Raw genomic sequence first — 17,247 nt, 5'->3', positions numbered from 1 at the left:
GGCGCGCCGCAGGCGGCGTCACACCACCTGGTGGAGCCACCGCACCGGCGCGCCCTCGCCCGCGTGGCGGAAGGACTCCAGTTCGTCGTCCCAGGGCTTGCCGAGCAGTTTGGCGATCTCGGCCTCCAGCTCGCTCTCGCCCCGCGCGGACCGTGCCAGCGCGGCCCTCAGCCGGTCCTCGGGGACCAGGATGTCGCCGTGCATGCCGGTGACGGCGTGGAAGATGCCGAGGCCGGGCGTGGAGCTGTAGCGCTCGCCCTCGGACGTGGGGCTCGGCTCCGCCGTCACCTCGAAGCGCAGCAGGTCCCAGCCCCGCAGCGAGGAGGCGAGCTTGGACGCCGTACCGGCGCGGGCCTGCCAGGAGAACTCGGAGCGCCAGGTGCCGGGCGCGGCGGGCTGCCGGATCCAGTCGAGCTGGACCCGCACACCGAGGACGCCGCCCACCGCCCATTCGACATGGGGACAGAGCGCGCGCGGTGCGGAGTGAACGTACAGAACTCCACGTGTCGTCACCGGGACCTCCAGTGTGGGACGAGGTTCGCCTTCCCCAGCTGCATCGCGACCGTACCGTCTCTTCTCGGCCGGATCCCGAGGTTGTCATCAGTAAACAGCATCGGGGTGAAACTCCTGAAAAGGGACAGTATGTGACGTGATGTGATTTCCTGAAAGCCACCCGAGTGGAGCCAGGTGGGGGAAAGCGCCGCTGGTTCGACGAGGAAAAGCTACCGCGCTGCGGGGGCCCAGGTGTGACGTACGGTCGGTCCCGGGCCCATCATCCGTTCAGCTTTCACTCGCTGGAGCGGCCGGGCCTTCCGACCGTTGCCACCAGGGGTTGCCGGGGGCATAACCGAGGGGACCAAGGGATGCAGGATCGTTCCGCCCGCCGCCGTTCGCGTACCTCGGCCGCCGTCCTTGCGGCGGTCTCGGTCCTCGGCACGGCCGTTCTGACGGGCTGTGACTCCGGCCCGCCGGGGACGACGAAGGGGGCGGCCGCGCAGCCTTCTCCCAGGCCGGGTCCGGTCTGGGACCGCGAGCCGGGTTCGGTGGCCGCGGTCGGCGACTCCATCACCCGCGGTTTCGACGCCTGTTCGGTGCTGGCGGACTGCCCGGAGGTCTCCTGGGCGACCGGCACCGACAGCGGGGTGCGCAGCCTCGCCGTGCGGCTGCTGGGCGCGTCGGGGGCCGCCTCGCGCAGCTGGAACCACGCCGAGACGGGGGCCCGGATCGCACAGCTGCCGGAGCAGATGGCGTCGGCCGCGAAGGAGAAGCCGGATCTGGTGACGGTGATGATCGGCGCCAACGACGCCTGCCGGGACTCGGCCCGGTACATGACGCCGGTGGCTGATTTCCGTGCCTCGTTCGAGGCGTCGATGCGTCAACTGCGTGCCGGGGCACCCAAGGCGCAGGTGTACGTGTCGAGCGTGCCGGATCTCAAGCGGCTCTGGGAGACGGGGCGCGGCAACCCGCTGGGCAAGCAGATCTGGAAGCTGGGGATCTGCCAGTCGATGCTGGGCGACGCGGACGACATGCGCGCGCCCGCGATGGCCCGGCGCGCCTCGGTGCAGGAGCGGGTCGTGGCGTACAACAAGGTGCTCCATGAGGTCTGTGCGAAGGACCTGCGCTGCCGGTACGACGGCGGGGCGGTCTTCGACTACCCGTTCACCGGCAAGCAGCTCAGCCAGTGGGACTGGTTCCATCCGGGGCGCGACGGGCAGGCGCGGCTGGCGGAGATCGCCTACCGCAATGTCACCGCGGACCGGCCCCCCGCGTAGGCTTCGTGATCATGGTCACTGGTCCGGGCACGGCGATGCGTACGGAAGAGTTCGGCACCCTCGCGGACGGCACCCGGGTGCACCGCTGGACGCTGGAGCGGGACGGCACGCGGGTGCGGGTGCTGACGTACGGCGGCGTCGTGCAGTCGGTCGAGGTGCCGGACCGGGACGGGGCGCGGGCGGGGATCGCGCTCGGGCTGCCGGATCTCGCCGGGTACCAGGAGTTCACCGGCCCGTACTTCGGCGCGCTGGTCGGGCGGTACGCGAACCGGATCGGCGGGGCCCGTTTCGAGCTGGACGGGCACACGCACCGGCTGACGGCCAACGAGGGCCGCAACCAGGTGCACGGCGGGGCGGTGGGCTTCGACAAGCGCGTGTGGCGGGCGCGGGAGGTGGCGGACGGTGTCGAGCTGTCGCTGGTCTCCGAGGACGACGAGGAGGGCTTCCCGGGCCGTCTGTCGGTGTCGGCCGCCTACACCCTGGACGAGGGCGGGACGCTGCGGATCACGTACCGGGCGACGACCGACGCCCCGACGGTGCTGAACCCGACGAACCACACGTACTGGAACCTCGCGGGCGCCGGCAGCGGCAGCGCGCTCGGGCAGACGCTGCGGATCGCGGCCGGGCGAATCACCCCGGCGGACGAAGAATCGCTGCCCACGGGCGAGTTCCTGCCGGTGGACGGGACCCGGTTCGACTTCCGTGAGCCGCGCCCGGTCGGCGCGGGCTACGACCACAACTTCGTGCTGGACGCGGCGGGAACGGGTCCGGCGGCCGAGCTGTACGACGCGGCCTCGGGCCGCGTGCTGAGCGTGACAACGACGGAGCCGGGGCTCCAGCTGTACACGGCGGACCACTTCGACGGGCGGCCGTTCGGGCCGTGCGCCGGGATCGCGCTGGAGACCCAGCACTTCCCCGACTCCCCGAACCGGCCCGAGTTCCCGAGCACGGTGCTGCGGCCGGGCGAGGAGTTCGTCTCGACGACCGTGTACGGGTTCTCGGTGCGCTGACGGGGCGTGGCAGGGGCGGGGCGCCGCCGCTGGAATTCGCCGGCAGGGGGCGGGACCGGCGCCCCGCTCCCCTGCCGGCCGGCCGTTATTCCTTGATGTCCAGGGTGGCCGTCCGGCGTACGTCGCCGAGCGAATGGGCCGCCTGCACCTCGTACGTGCCGGGGACGAGGACCCAGCCGTACGCTTGCTCGTCCCAGATCTCGTAGGCGCGCCGGTCCAGCGCGATCACCGCCTCGGCGCTCTCGCCGGGCGCCGCCTCGACCCTTGCGAAGCCGGCCAGCCGGCGGGCCGGGCGGTCGGCGGTGTCGTCCTGGGGCGCGAGGTAGATCTGGACCGTCTCGGCGCCGGGCCGGGTGCCGGTGTTGCGGACGCGGACGGTGGCACGGTCCGGTCCGGTCTCCAGGCTCTCGTACTCCCAGGTGGTGTAGCCGAGTCCGTGGCCGAAGGGGTAGGCGGGCGCGGTGCCGGCCTTCTCCCAGGCCCGGTAGCCGACGAAGACGCCCTCGTCGTAGTGGAGTTCGCCGTCGGTGGGGGCGGTGTTCGAGACCGGGACGTCGGCGAGCGCGGCCGGCCAGGTGGTGGGGAGGCGCCCGCCCGGTTCGTCCGCGCCGAGCAGGACGTCGGCGAGCGCGTGGCCGGCCTCCTGGCCGGGGAACCAGCCGAGCAGCACCGCGGCGACCTCGTCGCGCCACGGAAGCTCCACCGGGGAGCCGGAGTTGACGATCACGACGGTGTCCGGGTTGGCGGCGGCGACGGCCCTGACCAGGTCGTCCTGGTTGCCGGGGAGCTTCAGGTCGGTGCGGTCGAAGCCCTCGGACTCGACGCGTTCGGTGGTGCCGACGACCACGATCGCGGTGTCGGCGGCGCGGGCCGCCTCGACGGCCTCCGCGATCAGCTCCTGCGGGTCGCGGCGCGGGCCGAGGTGGCAGAGCGAGAACGAGACGCCGAGGACCGGCTGGTCGTCGCCCAGGGTCTCGGGGACCTGCCGCAGCGAGACCTCGACGGGTTCGCCCGCGGTGAGGGCGATCCGGCCGCGCTCCAGCGGGTTGCCGAAGAACGCCTCGCCGGGGTCGGCGGACCCGGTGACCCGGTGGATCTCGTCGTACAGGGTCTCGCCCGCGACGGTGAGGGTCAGCGCGCCGGTGCCCCGGGTGCCGAAGACGTGCTCACCGCTGTCGCGCGGGACGAAGGTGCCGGTGATCTCGACGGTGTGCAGCGTGGCGCGGGTGACGCCCTCGGGGAGGTCGTCACCGATCCACTGGACGGTGCCGCCGCGCAGCGGTGCGGTGCCGATGACGGTGCCGGCCTCGTCGTAGCAGACGGCCCTGAACTCGAAGCCCTTCTCGGCGGGGGTGAGTTCGGTGTTCGGGTCGGCGCCGACGCGGTAGTCGACGACGCCCTCGGGGAGGGCGGCGATCAGGCCGTCGAGCGGGGAGACGATGTGCTGCGGGAAGACCTGGGCGGAGCCGCCGCCGAGGACCCGGGCGTCCCGGGCGAGGGCGCCGCTGACCGCGACCTTGCGGACGGCCGCCGGGTCGATCGGGAGGGCGGCGCGTTCGTTGCGTACGAGGACGAAGGAGCGGCGGGCGATCTCGCGGGCCAGCGCCTCGCCGTCGACGGCCTCGGGGCGGGCGGCCTCGGCGACGACGGGCGGGGCGCCGTCCAGGATGCCGACGCGGGCGGCCAGCCGCAGCACATTGCGTACGGCGCCGTCGACGACGGACTCCTCGACCTCACCGGCCCGCACGGCGTCGGCGAGCGCCTTGCCGTACACCGTCTTCGGGCCGGGCATCGCGACGTCGAGGCCGCCGCCCACGGCGGCGACGGTGGAGCGGGCGGCCAGCCAGTCGGAGACGATGTAGCCGTCGAAGCCCCATTCGCCGCGCAGCACCGCGTTCTGCAGGTAGCGGTGTTCGGTCATGGTGGAGCCGTTGACCCGGTTGTAGGCGGCCATGATGCCCCAGGGGTGGGCGTTCTTGACGATCCGCTCGAACGGGGCGAGATAGATCTCGCGCAGGGTGCGCGGGGCGACGATGTTGTCGACGGTGAAGCGGTCCGTCTCGGCGTCGTTGGCGACGAAGTGCTTGACCGTCGTGCCGACCCCGCCGTCCTGCACCCCGAGCACATAGCCGGTGCCGATCTCGCCGGTGAGGTACGGGTCCTCGCTGTACGTCTCGAAGTGGCGCCCGCCGAGCGGGGACCGGTGGAGGTTCACGGTCGGGGCGAGGAGGACCTGCACCCCCTTGCGGTGGGCCTCCTGGGCCAGCAGCCGGCCGGCCCGGCGGGCCAGCGCCGGGTCCCAGGTCGCGGCCAGCGCGGTGGGCGAGGGCAGCGCGACGGACGGGTCGTCGGCGCTCCAGGCCACGCCCCGGACCCCGATCGGCCCGTCGGACATCACCAGGGAGCCCAGCCCGACGGCCGGGAGCGCGGGCAGCGACCACATGTCCTGGCCGGCCAGCAGCCGCGCCTTGTCGTCGAGCCCCAGCGCGGCGAGCGCCGCGTCGACCACGGCCTCGCGGGCCGCATCGGGGTTGGTGGGTGTGGACGCGTCTGCCACGGCCGTTCCTCCTCGTCGGATTCTGGACTGAATGCCTCCATACTGACCCCATCACAGGTAGAGCAGTAGGTTTCGTTATCTTTCTGTGATTTTCGGGGATGACGTACGGTCCCCAGTGCGGGACCGATGAAGCGCCGAAAGGGGCCGGGGAGATGGTGCGGGCCAGAAGTACCGAGCGCCGGGCGGAGATCGTCCGGGCCACGCTCGAAGTGATCGCCGAGCGCGGCTACCGCGGCGCCTCGCTGAGCGCCGTCGCCGAGCGGGTCGGCCTCAGCCAGCAGGGGCTGCTGCACTACTTCCCGACCAAGGAGGCGCTGCTCGTCGCCGTGCTGGAGGAGCGCGACCAGTGGGACACCGGGGGCGGCACCAGGAGCGACGGCGTCTGGCGGATCGAGCTGCTGGCCTCGCTGGTGGAGTACAACGCGATGCGGCCCGGCATCGTCCAGACGTTCTCGGCGCTGCTCGGCGAGAGCGTGACGGAGGGGCATCCCGCGCGGGAGTTCTTCACCCGCCGCTACACCCAGGTCCGGTCGAGCATGGCGGCGATACTGCGCGCGGAGTACGGCGACCGGCTGCCGGGCGGGCTGACCCCGGAGCGCGCGGCGCCGCTGCTCGTGGCGGTCCTGGACGGGCTCCAGTACCAGTGGCTGCTGGACCCGGATTCGGTGGACATGCCCGCGGCGTTCGGGGACTTCCTGGCGCTGTTGCGGCCGGCCGGGTCCGGTGCGCCGGAGACCCCCCGGCCGTGAGCCGGCCCGAGGGCTCCGGGACCTCTCGCCCATGAGCCGGACCGGAGGCTCCGGGAACCCTCAACCATGAGCCGGACCAAGGGATTTGAAGAACCGGCAATCATGACATGACCTGCGGCGACGCAGGGCGGAACTTGATCAATGAGCGCCCCCTGCGGGTGATTTCGGGACGGTCTACGCGCGTCCGGGCGCAGGGCACCCCCCGGCGCGCCCCAGGGTTGCCGCATGACTTCCAAGCCCGCCGGATCGTCCTCCGGCCTGCCCTCCCGACGCACCCTGATCACGAGCGCCACCGCCGGTGCCGCCGCGTTGGCCGTCACCGCCGCTTCCGGCACCGCGAGCGCCACCGCGCCCGGCGCCGCCGAAACCGCCGCCGCTTCCGGCACCGCGCTCGCCCCCGCGGCCACCGGCTCGGACTGGGACGCCTGCCTGAACATCGCCCGCGCCATCCTCGTACGCGACGAACACGACCGGCCGCTGGTCCCCCTCTACCGCGACATCCTGCTCTCCAAGGGCCTGCCGCGCAGCCGCAAGACCCCGAAGAAGGTGCTGATCGTCGGCGCCGGGCCGGCCGGGCTCACCGCCGCCCATCTGCTCCGCAGCGCCGGGCACACCGTCACCGTCATCGAGGCCAACGGCAACCGCGTCGGCGGCCGGATCAAGACCTTCCGCAAGGGCGGTCACGAGAACGCGAAGGCGCCGTTCGCGGACCCGAAGCAGTACGCCGAGGCCGGCGCGATGCGGATCCCCGACAGCCATCCGCTGGTCACCGGCCTCATGGACAGCTTCGGTCTGAAGCGCCGCCGCTTCTACCTGGTGGACGTCGACGCCGAGGGCCGGCCCGTCAACCACACCTGGATCCACGTCAACGGCGTCCGGATGCGCAAGGCCGACTACGCGGCGAAGCCCCGGGCGATCAACCGCTCGTTCGGGGTGCCCGCCCAGTTCGAGAACAAGACCGCCGCGTCGATCGTGCGGGACGCCTTCAAGCCCGTGCGGGAGGAGTTCGAGGGCAAGGAGGGCCGGGAGCTCGTCGAGGGCTGGGCCCGGGTGATCCAGAAGTACGGGCACTGGTCGATGTTCCGCTTCCTGACCGAGGCGGCCAAGCTCGACGAGCGCACCATCGACCTCATCGGCACGGTCGAGAACCTCACGTCCCGGCTCCATCTCGCCTTTGTGCACAGCTTCATCGGGGCCTCCCTGATCAGCCCGGACACCGCGTTCTACGAGCTGCCGGACGGCACGGCCACCCTGGCCGACGCGATGTACAAGCGGGTCAAGGACCTGGTGCGGCTGGACCGCCGGGCCACCAGGATCAGTTACGGCCCCGACGGCGTCGAGGTGGAGACCATCTCCGAGGGCCGCGACGGCAAGCCGCTGGTGCGCCAGAAGTTCACCGGCGACCGGGCGATCATCACCGTGCCGTTCTCCGGGCTGCGCCACATCCCCGTCACGCCCCTGCTCTCGTACGGCAAGCGGCGCGCGATCACCGAGATCCACTACGACGCGGCGACCAAGGTGCTGCTCGAATTCAGCCGCCGCTGGTGGGAGTTCGAGGAGAAGGAGTGGAAGACCGAGCTGGAGAAGATCAAGCCCGGCCTGTACGACGCCTACCGGCTGGGCAAGGCACCGGCCGACGGTTCACTGCTGGGCGCCCACCCCTCCGTACCGCCCGGCCATCTCCCGCCCAACCAGCGGGTGCACTACGCCGCGTACCGGGCCACCGCCCGCAACCAGCCCGAGGCGGCGCACGTCATCGGCGGTGGATCGGTCACCGACAACCCCAACCGCTTCATGTTCCAGCCCTCCCACCCGGTCGAGGGCAGCGCGGGCGGGGTCGTCCTCGCCTCGTACAGCTGGGCCGACGACGCACTGAAGTGGGACTCGCTGGACGACGACGAGCGCTATCCGCACGCCCTGGGCGGGGTGCAGGACGTGTACGGGCAGCGCGTCGAGGTGTTCTACACGGGCGTCGGCGCCACCCAGTCGTGGATGCGTGACCCGTACGCGTACGGCGAGGCGTCGGTGCTGCTGCCCGGCCAGCACACCGAACTCTTCGCCGATGTGCGGTCGGTCGAGGGGCCGCTGCACTTCGCCGGCTGCCACACCTCGATCAAGCCGGCCTGGATCGAGGGGGCGCTGGAGTCCGCGGTCAGGTCGGCGCTGGAGGTGCACACCGGCTGACCCGGGTCCGGGGGGCGTCGCTCAGCGGGCCAGGCCCAGGGTGACGCCCAGTCCGACGAGCACCGACCCGATGCCCCGGTTGAGGGCCTTCTGCCACTTCAGCATCGAGGTGCGCAGGCGCGAGTTCGAGAAGAACAGCGCGACCAGGGCGAACCAGCCGAAGTGGGCGGCGGACATGAACAACCCGTAGCCGGCCTGCTGCCACACGCTGGTTCCGGGCCCGACGACCTGGGTGAAGGTCGACACGACGAAGAGCGTGGTCTTGGGGTTCAGCGCGTTGGTGAGGAAGCCGGTGCGCAGGGCCCCGAACCGCGTCAGCTGCGGCTTGGACTCCAGGTCGACGTCGAGATCGCCGCGGGCGAAGAAGGTGCGCAGCCCGATGTAGACGAGATAGGCGGCGCCGACCAGCTTGATCGCGGTGAACAGGGCGGTGGACGAGGCGATCAGCAGCCCGACGCCGAGCATCGTGTACGTGACGTGGACGAGTACGCCCGCGGCGACCCCGGCGGCGGCCATGAGCCCCGTCGTGCGGCCGTAGAGATAGCTGTTGCGGATGACCATCGCGAAGTCCGCGCCCGGACTGATGACGGCCAGGACGGTGATGACTGCGACGGCGATGAGCTCGGTCATGGGCGGATGATCTCCTCGGTCCTCAGTCCTTGTCGAGGGTGTACGGGGCGGGGGCGTCGTCCCGGACCCCGTCCTCGTCCCCGTCCCCGTCGTCGTACTCGTCCGTCGGCACCAGGTCGCGCGCCAGCAGAGTCGCTCCGGCGACGGCACCCGGCATCAGGAGCACGGCGACGAACGGGACCAGGAAGGCGAGCCCCAGCGGCACGCCGAAGCCGAGGGTCAGCATGCGGCGGCCGCGCAGCAGGGCGAGCCGGTCCTTCAGCGCCATGCCGCGGCGCTGGAGCGCGACGGCGGTGAGTTCCTCGGCGAGGAAGTAGCCGGTGACGCAGAAGCCGATCACGGGGACGACGGTCTGGCCGATCACCGGGATGAACCCGAGGCCGAAGAGCAGCAGCGAGTAGAGCCCCACCCGCGCCAGGATGCGGACGCTGTCGCGGGCGGAGATCCACAGCTCCCGCCAGAGCGGCAGCCCGGACTCGGGGACCGCGCCGCCCTCGGTGCGGTCGACCTGCTCGGAGAGCGATTCGTAGAAGGGCTGGCCGACCAGCAGGGTCACGGCGGTGAAGGTGATCACGGCGAGGAAGAGTCCGAGGCCGAAGACCAGCACGGTCAGGGTGTTGCGGAGCAGGCCGAGCCAGGGCGAGGACCAGTCGTCGGCGAACGGGGTCGCCCAGTCCACCAGGTCGTCAGCGCCGTAGCCGAGGCCGACCAGGGCGCCCGCGTACAGGACGAGCGTGACGAGTCCGGGCAGCAGTCCGAAGCCGAACCAGCGTCCGTGCCGGCCGACCCAGCGCTGTCCCTTTACCAAGTAGCCGAAGCCCGCCCCTAGATCACGCATGGCGTCAGCGTACTGGTGGCGAAGGGGCGCCGTCGGGCGGGTGGTTGTCGCGGACACGCCCGAGGGCCGCACTCCCCCCGGGAGTGCGGCCCTCGGCTGTTGCGGGTGGGCGGGCGGTCAGGCGACCGACAGCTCGACCTTGATGTTTCCGCGAGTGGCGTTCGAGTACGGGCACACCTGGTGGGCCTTCTCGACGAGCGACTGCGCGGTGGCCTTGTCGACGTTCGGGATGGTGGCGCTGATCGCCACCTCCAGGCCGAAGCCGCCCTCGGCCGTCTTGCCGATGGAGACCTCGGCGGTCACCGTGGAGCCGGTGATGTCCGCCTTCTCCTGGCGGGCCACCACGCCCAGCGCGCCCTGGAAGCAGGCGCTGTAGCCGGCCGCGAAGAGCTGCTCCGGGTTGGTGCCCGCGCCGCTTCCGCCCAAGGCCTTCGGCGGGTTGACGACGACGTCGAGGTTGCCGTCGTCCGACGAGACGCGGCCGTCACGGCCGTTCTCGGCGGTGGCGACGGCGGTGTACGCAACGGTTATGTCCTGAATGGTCATGCTGGGTGTTCCTCCTGCTGTGCGCCGCGACTCGCGCCCACGATCGCGACGGCCTGTGATTGAGCCTAACCGGTCCGCCGGAACGGCTGTCAGGCGAGGGATACGATCATCTTCCCGGTGTTCTCTCCGCGCAGCAGACCGAGGAAGGCGTCGAAGCCGTTCTCGATGCCCTCGACGAAGGTCTCGCGGTACTTCAGCTCGCCCGAGGCCAGCCAGCCGGCGACGTCCTGGACGAACTGCGGCTGGAGGTCGGCGTGGTCGGCGACGAGCATGCCCTGGATGCGCAGCCGCTTGCCGATGACGAGGGCGAGGTTGCGCGGGCCGGGGGTCGGCTCGGTCGCGTTGTACTGGGCGATCATTCCGCAGACGGTGACGCGGCCGTGCAGGTTGAGCGAGGAGATCGCCGCTTCGAGGTGCTCGCCGCCGACGTTGTCGAAGTAGACGTCGATGCCGTCCGGGGCGGCCTCGCGCAGCTGGTCGGCGACCGGGCCGTTCTTGTAGTTGAAGGCGGCGTCGAAGCCGTACTCCTCGACGAGGAGCTTGACCTTCTCGTCGGAGCCGGCCGAGCCGATGACCCGCGAGGCGCCCTTGATCCTCGCCATCTGGCCGACCTGGCTGCCGACCGCACCGGCCGCGCCGGAGACGAAGACGGCGTCGCCCTCCTTGAAGGAGGCGACGTCGAAGAGGCCCGCGTAGGCGGTGAGCCCGGTCATGCCGAGCACGCCGAGGTAGGCGGAGAGCGGGGCGAGCGAGGCGTCGACCTTCACGGCGTGCTTGGCCGGGACGTCGGCGTACTCGCGCCAGCCGAGACCGTGCAGGACGTGGTCGCCGACCGCGAAGCCGTCGGCGTTCGAGGCGATGACCTCACCGACCGCTCCGCCGTCCATGGGGTGGTCGAGCTTGAAGGGCGGGGTGTACGACTTCACGTCGTTCATCCTGCCCCTCATGTACGGGTCGACCGAGAAGTGCAGATTGCGGACGAGGACACGGCCCTCGCCGGGAGCGGCGACCGGGACCTCACGCAGCGCGAAATCCTCGGCCTTCGGCCAGCCGTGGGGGCGGGCGACGAGGTGCCATTCACGGCCGGACGTGGGAAGTGCTGCTGACATGGGCTCGGGTTCTCCTCAATGTCCTACGAGGTGGGGGAAACTCCGGCCGGGCGGTGGGGGCCGCACCAGGGGGAGCGAAATACTTCAGGTGGTGAAACAACCATGCTCCTGAATATTTCATGTTGTCAAGCAACCGGCTATCCTGGGTGTCATGGCCACCTCCCGCACAGATCCTCTGACTCTCGAAGTCGTCGAGCTCATCGGTACCGTCGTGGCGCGCTACTACGAGGAGTACGACGAGGCGGCGGCAGCCCACTCGCTCACCGGCGCCCAGGCCCGGGTGCTGGGGCTGCTCTCGCTGGAGCCGATGCCCATGCGCAGGATCGCCCAGAAGCTGAAGTGCGAGCCGTCGAACGTGACCGGCATCGTCGACCGGCTGGAGACCCGCGGCCTGGTGGAGCGCAGGCCCGATCCGGCCGACCGGCGGGTGAAGCTGGCCGCTCCCACGGAGCTGGGCGCCCGGACCGCGCGGCAGCTGCGCGATTCGCTCACCTTCGCCCGGGAGCCGCTGGCCGAGCTGTCGGACGAGGACCGGACGATGCTGCGGGACCTGCTGCGCCGGATGCTGGGCGAGCCGGGGCCGTCCGGTGGTCAGGGCGGTCAGGGTCCCGGCGTGGAACCGTTGAAGCCGTGATCGCGAGTGTGGAACCGTTGAGGCCATGACCGCGCCCTTCGGCCCCCGTGAGTTCCAGCTCGTCCTGCTGCGCCGGATGGCCGACCACCAGCCCGGCCTCGTCGAGGACGCCCGGCACGAGCTGGGCGCCTCGACCGCCGAGATGCGGGAGGCCAACCGCCGCTGGCAGGCCATGGTGCGGGCGCCCGGCGGGCGGGGCGCGCTGCGCCGCTACCGTTCGGTGCTCGGCGAACCCGTGTCGTCCGTCCGCCGCACCGTCGGCGACCTGGAGTGCGACGCGCTGCGCTGGCGGACGGTGCTGTGGCCGGACCTGTGGTTCGAGGTGATGGTCGCGCCGGGCGGCGCGGTGTGGAACGAGTGGCTGGTGCGGGCGCCGGGGGCGCCGGGCCCCGAGCTGCGCACGGCCGAGGACCTCCGCCCCTGGTCGGGCACGGTCGACGAGGTGGCGCGGGCCTTCGCGCCGGCCCGTCCGATGGAGGGCGGCGCGCCGGCCCGGTGGGCGCTCGCGATCACCGATCCGGGCACGGGCGAGCCGTACGTCGCCGAGTTCACCTGGGGACTCCTCCAGCGGCTGCTGCCGGGCTGATTCCCGCGTACCGCGCTTCTTCCGCGTGCCGCGCCCCTTCTGCCGGCCCGTCAGCCGGGGACGGTCCCGCAGGCCCCTCCTACGGCGCATCCCAACGCGCGCCATGCCTCCGAACGGCGCACGATTGCGGGACAGAACCGGCTGCCGCCGGTGCCACCTTCCGCGTTCCCGGGAGACCTGCCGTGACCGTCAGTCTTGAGCAGTTGCGCCGCTGCCATGTCGCCGTCGACCTCGGGGCCGCCCGGACCCGGGTGTACGTCAAGGGCCTCGGGCTCGTCGTCGACGAGCCGAGCGTCGCCGCGGTGAACACCCGTACCGGGTCGCTCATCGCTGTTGGCGCGCTCGCCGAACAGATGACGGGCCGCACCCCCGACTACATCAGGGTGACCCGGCCGGTCACCGGCGGGACCGTCATCGACATCGAGATGGCCCAGCGCATGCTCCGCCATCTGCTCGGCGAGAAGCTCCGCCGGCAGCTGCGCCGCAAGCCCCGGCTGCGGGCCGCCGCCTGCACCCCGCACGACAGCGATCCGCTCGCCCAGCGGGCCGCCGTCGAGACGATGGTCGGGATCGGCGCCCGGCGGGTCGAGCTGGTCGACACCCTGATCGCGGCGGCCGTCGGCTGCGGACTGCCGGTCGAGCAGCCGACCGCCACCATGATCATGGTGTGCGGGGCGGCGACCACCCAGATCGCGGTGCTCTCGCTCGGTTCGATCGTGAGCGCCGTACGCATCCCGGTGGGCGGCGACGCCATCGATCACACGGTGATCCAGTATCTGCGTCAGCACCACGAGCTGATGCTGCCGAGCCAGTCCGTGCGCCCCCTGCAGCTGGCGCTCAGCGGCAGCGGCCTGACCTCGAAGGGGCCCGCCACGACCGAGATCCACGGCCGTGACGTGGCGACCGGACTGGCCCGCTCGGTGCACGTGGACACCGCCGCGGTACGGCAGGCCATCCACGCCCCGCTCACCGCGGTGCTGGACGGGCTGGGCACGATCCTGCGCGACTGCCCGCCCGATCTGGTGGCCGACCTCGTGGACTGCGGAATCATGATGGTCGGCGGGAGCGCGCTGCTGCCCGGCCTCGACCAGATGCTGCGGGACGCGACGGGAATGCCGGTCCACATCGCGGAGCGGCCGGACGTCTGCGCGGTGCTGGGGCTCGGTGCGATGCTGGACGGGAAGATCGAGCCGCTGGTCCTCGACCCGATCGCCTGCTGAACACACCCCGGGGGTGCGGCGCATGACCGACGAGACGACGGACGCGGGACCGTCCGGGGCGGCCCCGGCCGCGGCCCCCGCCCCGGAGAAACCGCCGCTGTCGATGCTTCTGGAAGCCGTGCTGAGCATCGGCTCCGATCTCGAACTGCGGGTCATGCTCCAGCAGATCGTGGACACCGCCACGACGCTGACCGGGGCCCGGTACGGCGCGCTCGGCGTGCTCGACCCGGAGCGCGGCACCATCGGCGAGCTGTACACCACGGGGCTCGACGACGCCGAGCGGCAGCGGATCGGCCGGTTCCCGGACGGGCACCCGGGAATGCTCGGCGCACCGGCCGACGGGCCGGACCCGCTGCGCCGCGACGATCTGACCGCCGACCCGCGGACCGGCGGGATGCCGCCCGGCCATCCGGCGATGCGGTCCTTCCTCGGGACACCGATCCGGGTCCAGGACCAGGTCTTCGGCAACCTCTGCCTCACCGAGAAGCACAGCGGCCGCTTCACCGACTCGGACGCGGCGGTGCTGAGGGCGCTGGCCGCCCAGGCAGGCGGCGCGATCGCCAACGCCCGGCTGTACGCGGCGGCCCGGCAGCGGGAGCGCTGGATCGAGGGAGCGGCCGCCGTCACCACCGCGCTGCTGACCGGCGGGAGCGCGGCCGACGCGCTGATGACCGTCGCCGAAGGGGCCAGGAAGCTCGCCGACGCCTGCGCCGGGGTCATCCTCCAGCCCGACGAGGAGGGCGGGATGGAGATCGTCACCGCCGCCACGCTCGACGACCCGGCCGGGATCGTCGGTACGGCCATCGCGCCCGGCTCGGCGGTGCTGGTCCAACTGCTCGGCGGGGAACCGGTGTTCATCGAGGACTCGGCGACCGATCCGCGGATGACGACGCATGTGCGGTCGCGGTTCGGCCCCAGCATGATGCTGCCGCTGCAGAGCGGCGGGCGGCTGATCGGCACCCTCGCCCTGCCCCGGCGGCGCGGCGACCGCCCGTACACGGCCGTGGACCGGCTGCTGGCCACGCAGTTCGCCTCGCAGGCCGCGCTGGCGCTGGTCCTGGCGAACGCCCGGCACGACCGGGAGCAGCTCGCGGTGTACGAGGACCGGGACCGGATCGCCCGCGATCTGCACGACCTCGTGGTCCAGCGGCTGTTCGCGACCGAGATGATGCTGGAGTCGACCCGCCGCAGGGCCGCCGCCCCGGACACCGACGAGCTGCTCGGCAGGGCCGTCGACGAGCTGGACTCCACCATTCAGGAGGTACGAACGGCGATCTTCGCCCTCCAGCAGCCGCCCGCCGAGGCCCCCGCCACCTTCCGCGGCCGGGTGCTGCGGGAGACCGCGGGCGCCGCCGCCGTGCTCGGCTTCCCGCCGTCGGTGCAGTTCACCGGGGCGGTCGACGCGCTGGTCCGGGATCCCGTGGACCGGCAGCTGCTCGCCGCGCTGCGGAGCGCGCTCGCGACCGCGCACCGGCGGGCCGGGGTGTCGGCGATCGAGGTGGCGGTGGACGCGACGGCCGAGCTGGCGGACGGGCGGGCCGCGGTCCGGCTGACGGTCACCGACGACGGCTGCGCCGAGGACGGCTCGGAGTCGAAGGCCGTCACCTGGCAGGCGCCGCTCTGAGCGCGACCCGGGTGTTGGAGTGGGCGACCCCGGCCTCCCGCTTCAGCCTGCGCAGCAGCCCGTCCAGGGCGGCGGTGTCGGCGACGGTGGCCCGTACGAGATAGTCGTGGCCGCCGGTCACATGGACCACCTCGGTGATGCCGGGCAGGGCGAGCACCGCCCGCTCGAACACCTCGTTGGTCGTGTCCATCCGCAGCGTCACGTCGATGAAGACCACGAGGCCGGTCCGGGTGTCCGCGGCCGGGTCGATGATCACTGTGAAGCCGCGGATGACACCGTCGCGGCGCAGCCTGCGCACCCGGTCGGCCGCCGCATTGGCGCTGAGCCCGACCCGTACGCCCAGATCGCGGTACGAGATCCGGGCGTCCTCCTGGAGGATGCCGAGGATTTCTCTGTCCAGCCGGTCCATACTGCGATTGTCGCAGCTTTGTCCGGTTCGTGACTGTGCGAGTCACGTCCGAAGGTACCCCGTCCCCGTACCCGGCCCCCGGGCCGCGGGTGACCCGCATGGCGCATTCCGGCAGGCCCGGGGCGGGTGCCCGCCCTTGACTGAGGGGGTGGATACAGCCGTCAAGCAGTCCCCCGCAACGGTCGACGCGCCGTCCGCGGCTGCCTATCGCAATCTCGTGATGGCCACGATCGGCTTCGGGCTCACCTTCTGGGCCTGGAACCTGATCGCGCCGCTGTCCGGGGACTACAAGGAACGGCTGGGGCTGACCTCGTTCGAGCAGTCGCTGCTGGTGGCGGTGCCGGTACTGGTCGGTTCGCTGGGCCGGATCCCGGCGGGCGCGCTCACCGACAAGTACGGTGCACGGCTGATGTTCCCGCTGGTCTCGGCGCTCACCATCGTGCCCGTACTGCTGCTGATCCCGGCGCGGGACTCCTACGGCGCGATGCTCGCCGTGGGCTTTCTGCTGGGCCTGGGCGGCACCACGTTCGCGATCGGCATCCCGCTGGTCAACTCGTGGTTCCCGCCGGCCAAGCGGGGCCTGGCGCTCGGGATCTTCGGCATGGGGATGGGCGGTGTCGCGCTGTCCGGGTACTTCACCCCCAGGATCGCCGGGCACGGCGAGAACCTGCCGTACCTGGTCGTCGCGGCGGCCCTCGTGGTGTACGCGGCGCTGGCCGCGGTGCTGGTCAGCGACCGGCCGGGCCGCCCGGTGCCGACCGACTCGCTCGGCCACCGGCTGGCCGACGCCGGACGGCTGCGGGTCACCTGGGAGCTGTCCGCGCTGTACGCGATCGGCTTCGGCGGAATCGTCGCGTTCGGCGTCTATCTCCCCACGTACCTGAAGACCTGGTACGACCTGTCGCCCACCGACGCCGGCACGAAGGCAGCCGGGTTCGCCCTGGTCACGGTCGTCTTCCGGCCGATCGGCGGCTGGCTCTCGGACCGCGTGCACCCGGCCGTGGTCACGGCGGCGGCGCTGGGCCTGGCCGCCCTGATGGCGATCGTCCAGGCCTTCGACCCGCGGCTGGCCCCGGGCGGCACGATCGCGCTGCTCTGCATGGCGGCGGGCCTGGGCACCGCGAGCGGCAGCGTCTTCGCCCTGGTCTCGCAGGTGACACCGCAGGCGAAGGTGGGCAGCGTGACCGGGATCGTCGGCGCGATGGGCGGCCTGGGCGGTTTCGTCCCACCGCTGGTGATGGGCGCGATCTACAGCGCGAAGGGCTCGTACTCGATCGGCTTCATGCTGCTGTCCGACCTGGCCCTGGCGGGGTGCGTGTACGCGTATGGCCGCATGCGGGGACTCCAGCGGGACTAGGGTCTTTCGTTTGGCGCAGCCC

At 72.1% G+C, this 17,247-nt stretch carries 16 protein-coding genes; 9 read left to right on the top strand and 7 right to left on the bottom strand.

The annotated features are described in order from the left end of the window. Window positions 1-18: 18 nt before the first annotated feature. Window positions 19-513 (bottom strand): DUF3145 domain-containing protein, encoded by a 495-nt coding sequence (locus ACFYY7_RS01935; protein WP_266733228.1) that lies wholly within the window; start codon window positions 511-513, stop codon window positions 19-21. Window positions 514-863: 350 nt separating this feature from the next. Here ACFYY7_RS01935 and ACFYY7_RS01930 point away from each other — a divergent pair, with 350 nt between their 5' ends. Together ACFYY7_RS01930 and ACFYY7_RS01925 are read left to right on the top strand one after the other, a co-directional pair. Then, the gene (locus ACFYY7_RS01930) at window positions 864-1,772 is read left to right on the top strand and encodes an SGNH/GDSL hydrolase family protein (protein ID WP_388655768.1); all 909 of its coding nucleotides are present in this window, start codon (window positions 864-866) and stop codon (window positions 1,770-1,772) included. An 11-nt stretch (window positions 1,773-1,783) separates the two neighbouring features. Further along, the gene (locus ACFYY7_RS01925) at window positions 1,784-2,782 is read left to right on the top strand and encodes an aldose epimerase family protein (RefSeq protein WP_388655767.1); all 999 of its coding nucleotides are present in this window, start codon (window positions 1,784-1,786) and stop codon (window positions 2,780-2,782) included. Window positions 2,783-2,867: 85 nt separating this feature from the next. Here the strand turns inward: ACFYY7_RS01925 and ACFYY7_RS01920 are convergent, their stop codons facing one another. Beyond that, window positions 2,868-5,339, bottom strand: a complete 2,472-nt coding sequence (locus ACFYY7_RS01920) for a glycoside hydrolase family 3 protein (protein WP_388655766.1) — start codon at window positions 5,337-5,339, stop codon at window positions 2,868-2,870. A gap of 152 nt (window positions 5,340-5,491) precedes the next feature. Between ACFYY7_RS01920 and ACFYY7_RS01915 the strand changes: the two genes are divergently transcribed. Both ACFYY7_RS01915 and ACFYY7_RS01910 read left to right on the top strand, forming a co-directional pair. Then, window positions 5,492-6,088 (top strand): TetR/AcrR family transcriptional regulator, encoded by a 597-nt coding sequence (locus tag ACFYY7_RS01915; protein ID WP_388655765.1) that lies wholly within the window; start codon window positions 5,492-5,494, stop codon window positions 6,086-6,088. A 225-nt stretch (window positions 6,089-6,313) separates the two neighbouring features. Continuing rightward, on the top strand, window positions 6,314-8,272 hold the full coding sequence (locus ACFYY7_RS01910; protein ID WP_388655764.1) for a flavin monoamine oxidase family protein: 1,959 nt from the start codon (window positions 6,314-6,316) through the stop codon (window positions 8,270-8,272). 21 nt (window positions 8,273-8,293) lie between these two features. Here the strand turns inward: ACFYY7_RS01910 and ACFYY7_RS01905 are convergent, their stop codons facing one another. The 4 genes from ACFYY7_RS01905 to ACFYY7_RS01890 all read right to left on the bottom strand — a co-directional run bounded on the left by ACFYY7_RS01905 (window position 8,294) and on the right by ACFYY7_RS01890 (window position 11,395). Beyond that, window positions 8,294-8,902, bottom strand: coding sequence for a LysE family translocator (locus ACFYY7_RS01905; RefSeq protein WP_114244376.1), 609 nt, complete (start codon window positions 8,900-8,902; stop codon window positions 8,294-8,296). Between the two features lie 22 nt (window positions 8,903-8,924). Continuing rightward, window positions 8,925-9,740 carry an EI24 domain-containing protein gene (locus ACFYY7_RS01900; RefSeq protein ID WP_388655763.1) on the bottom strand — a complete coding sequence of 272 codons (816 nt, stop codon included), beginning with the start codon at window positions 9,738-9,740 and terminating at the stop codon, window positions 8,925-8,927. Window positions 9,741-9,857: 117 nt separating this feature from the next. Beyond that, window positions 9,858-10,286, bottom strand: a complete 429-nt coding sequence (locus ACFYY7_RS01895) for an organic hydroperoxide resistance protein (RefSeq protein WP_388655761.1) — start codon at window positions 10,284-10,286, stop codon at window positions 9,858-9,860. An 89-nt stretch (window positions 10,287-10,375) separates the two neighbouring features. After that, window positions 10,376-11,395: an NADP-dependent oxidoreductase gene (locus tag ACFYY7_RS01890; protein ID WP_376627866.1), complete on the bottom strand. Its 1,020-nt coding sequence runs from the start codon at window positions 11,393-11,395 to the stop codon at window positions 10,376-10,378. Between the two features lie 151 nt (window positions 11,396-11,546). On the opposite strand from ACFYY7_RS01890, the gene ACFYY7_RS01885 reads away from it, so the two are divergent. The 4 genes from ACFYY7_RS01885 (at window position 11,547) to ACFYY7_RS01870 (ending at window position 15,459) form a co-directional block, all read left to right on the top strand. Then, window positions 11,547-12,029 (top strand): MarR family winged helix-turn-helix transcriptional regulator, encoded by a 483-nt coding sequence (locus ACFYY7_RS01885; RefSeq protein ID WP_388655759.1) that lies wholly within the window; start codon window positions 11,547-11,549, stop codon window positions 12,027-12,029. Window positions 12,030-12,054: 25 nt separating this feature from the next. Beyond that, window positions 12,055-12,615 carry a hypothetical protein gene (locus ACFYY7_RS01880; RefSeq protein WP_351251354.1) on the top strand — a complete coding sequence of 187 codons (561 nt, stop codon included), beginning with the start codon at window positions 12,055-12,057 and terminating at the stop codon, window positions 12,613-12,615. Between the two features lie 182 nt (window positions 12,616-12,797). After that, window positions 12,798-13,835, top strand: a complete 1,038-nt coding sequence (locus ACFYY7_RS01875) for a rod shape-determining protein (RefSeq protein ID WP_388655757.1) — start codon at window positions 12,798-12,800, stop codon at window positions 13,833-13,835. A gap of 22 nt (window positions 13,836-13,857) precedes the next feature. Next, window positions 13,858-15,459 carry a GAF domain-containing protein gene (locus tag ACFYY7_RS01870; protein WP_388655755.1) on the top strand — a complete coding sequence of 534 codons (1,602 nt, stop codon included), beginning with the start codon at window positions 13,858-13,860 and terminating at the stop codon, window positions 15,457-15,459. On the opposite strand, the gene ACFYY7_RS01865 is transcribed toward ACFYY7_RS01870, so the two are convergent. Beyond that, the gene (locus ACFYY7_RS01865; protein ID WP_266733210.1) at window positions 15,437-15,868 is read right to left on the bottom strand and encodes an Lrp/AsnC family transcriptional regulator; all 432 of its coding nucleotides are present in this window, start codon (window positions 15,866-15,868) and stop codon (window positions 15,437-15,439) included. The two genes, ACFYY7_RS01870 and ACFYY7_RS01865, sit on opposite strands and share 23 nt — an antisense overlap. Window positions 15,869-16,016: 148 nt before the next feature. On the opposite strand from ACFYY7_RS01865, the gene ACFYY7_RS01860 reads away from it, so the two are divergent. Further along, on the top strand, window positions 16,017-17,225 hold the full coding sequence (locus tag ACFYY7_RS01860) for a nitrate/nitrite transporter (RefSeq protein WP_388655753.1): 1,209 nt from the start codon (window positions 16,017-16,019) through the stop codon (window positions 17,223-17,225). Window positions 17,226-17,247: the final 22 nt, after the last annotated feature.

The organism is Streptomyces sp. NPDC001933 (genome assembly GCF_042890955.1).
In the GTDB taxonomy this organism is placed as follows: domain Bacteria; phylum Actinomycetota; class Actinomycetes; order Streptomycetales; family Streptomycetaceae; genus Streptomyces.
The sequence above is the reverse complement of the archived record's forward strand: the minus strand, read 5'-3'. Positions and strand labels throughout refer to the sequence as shown.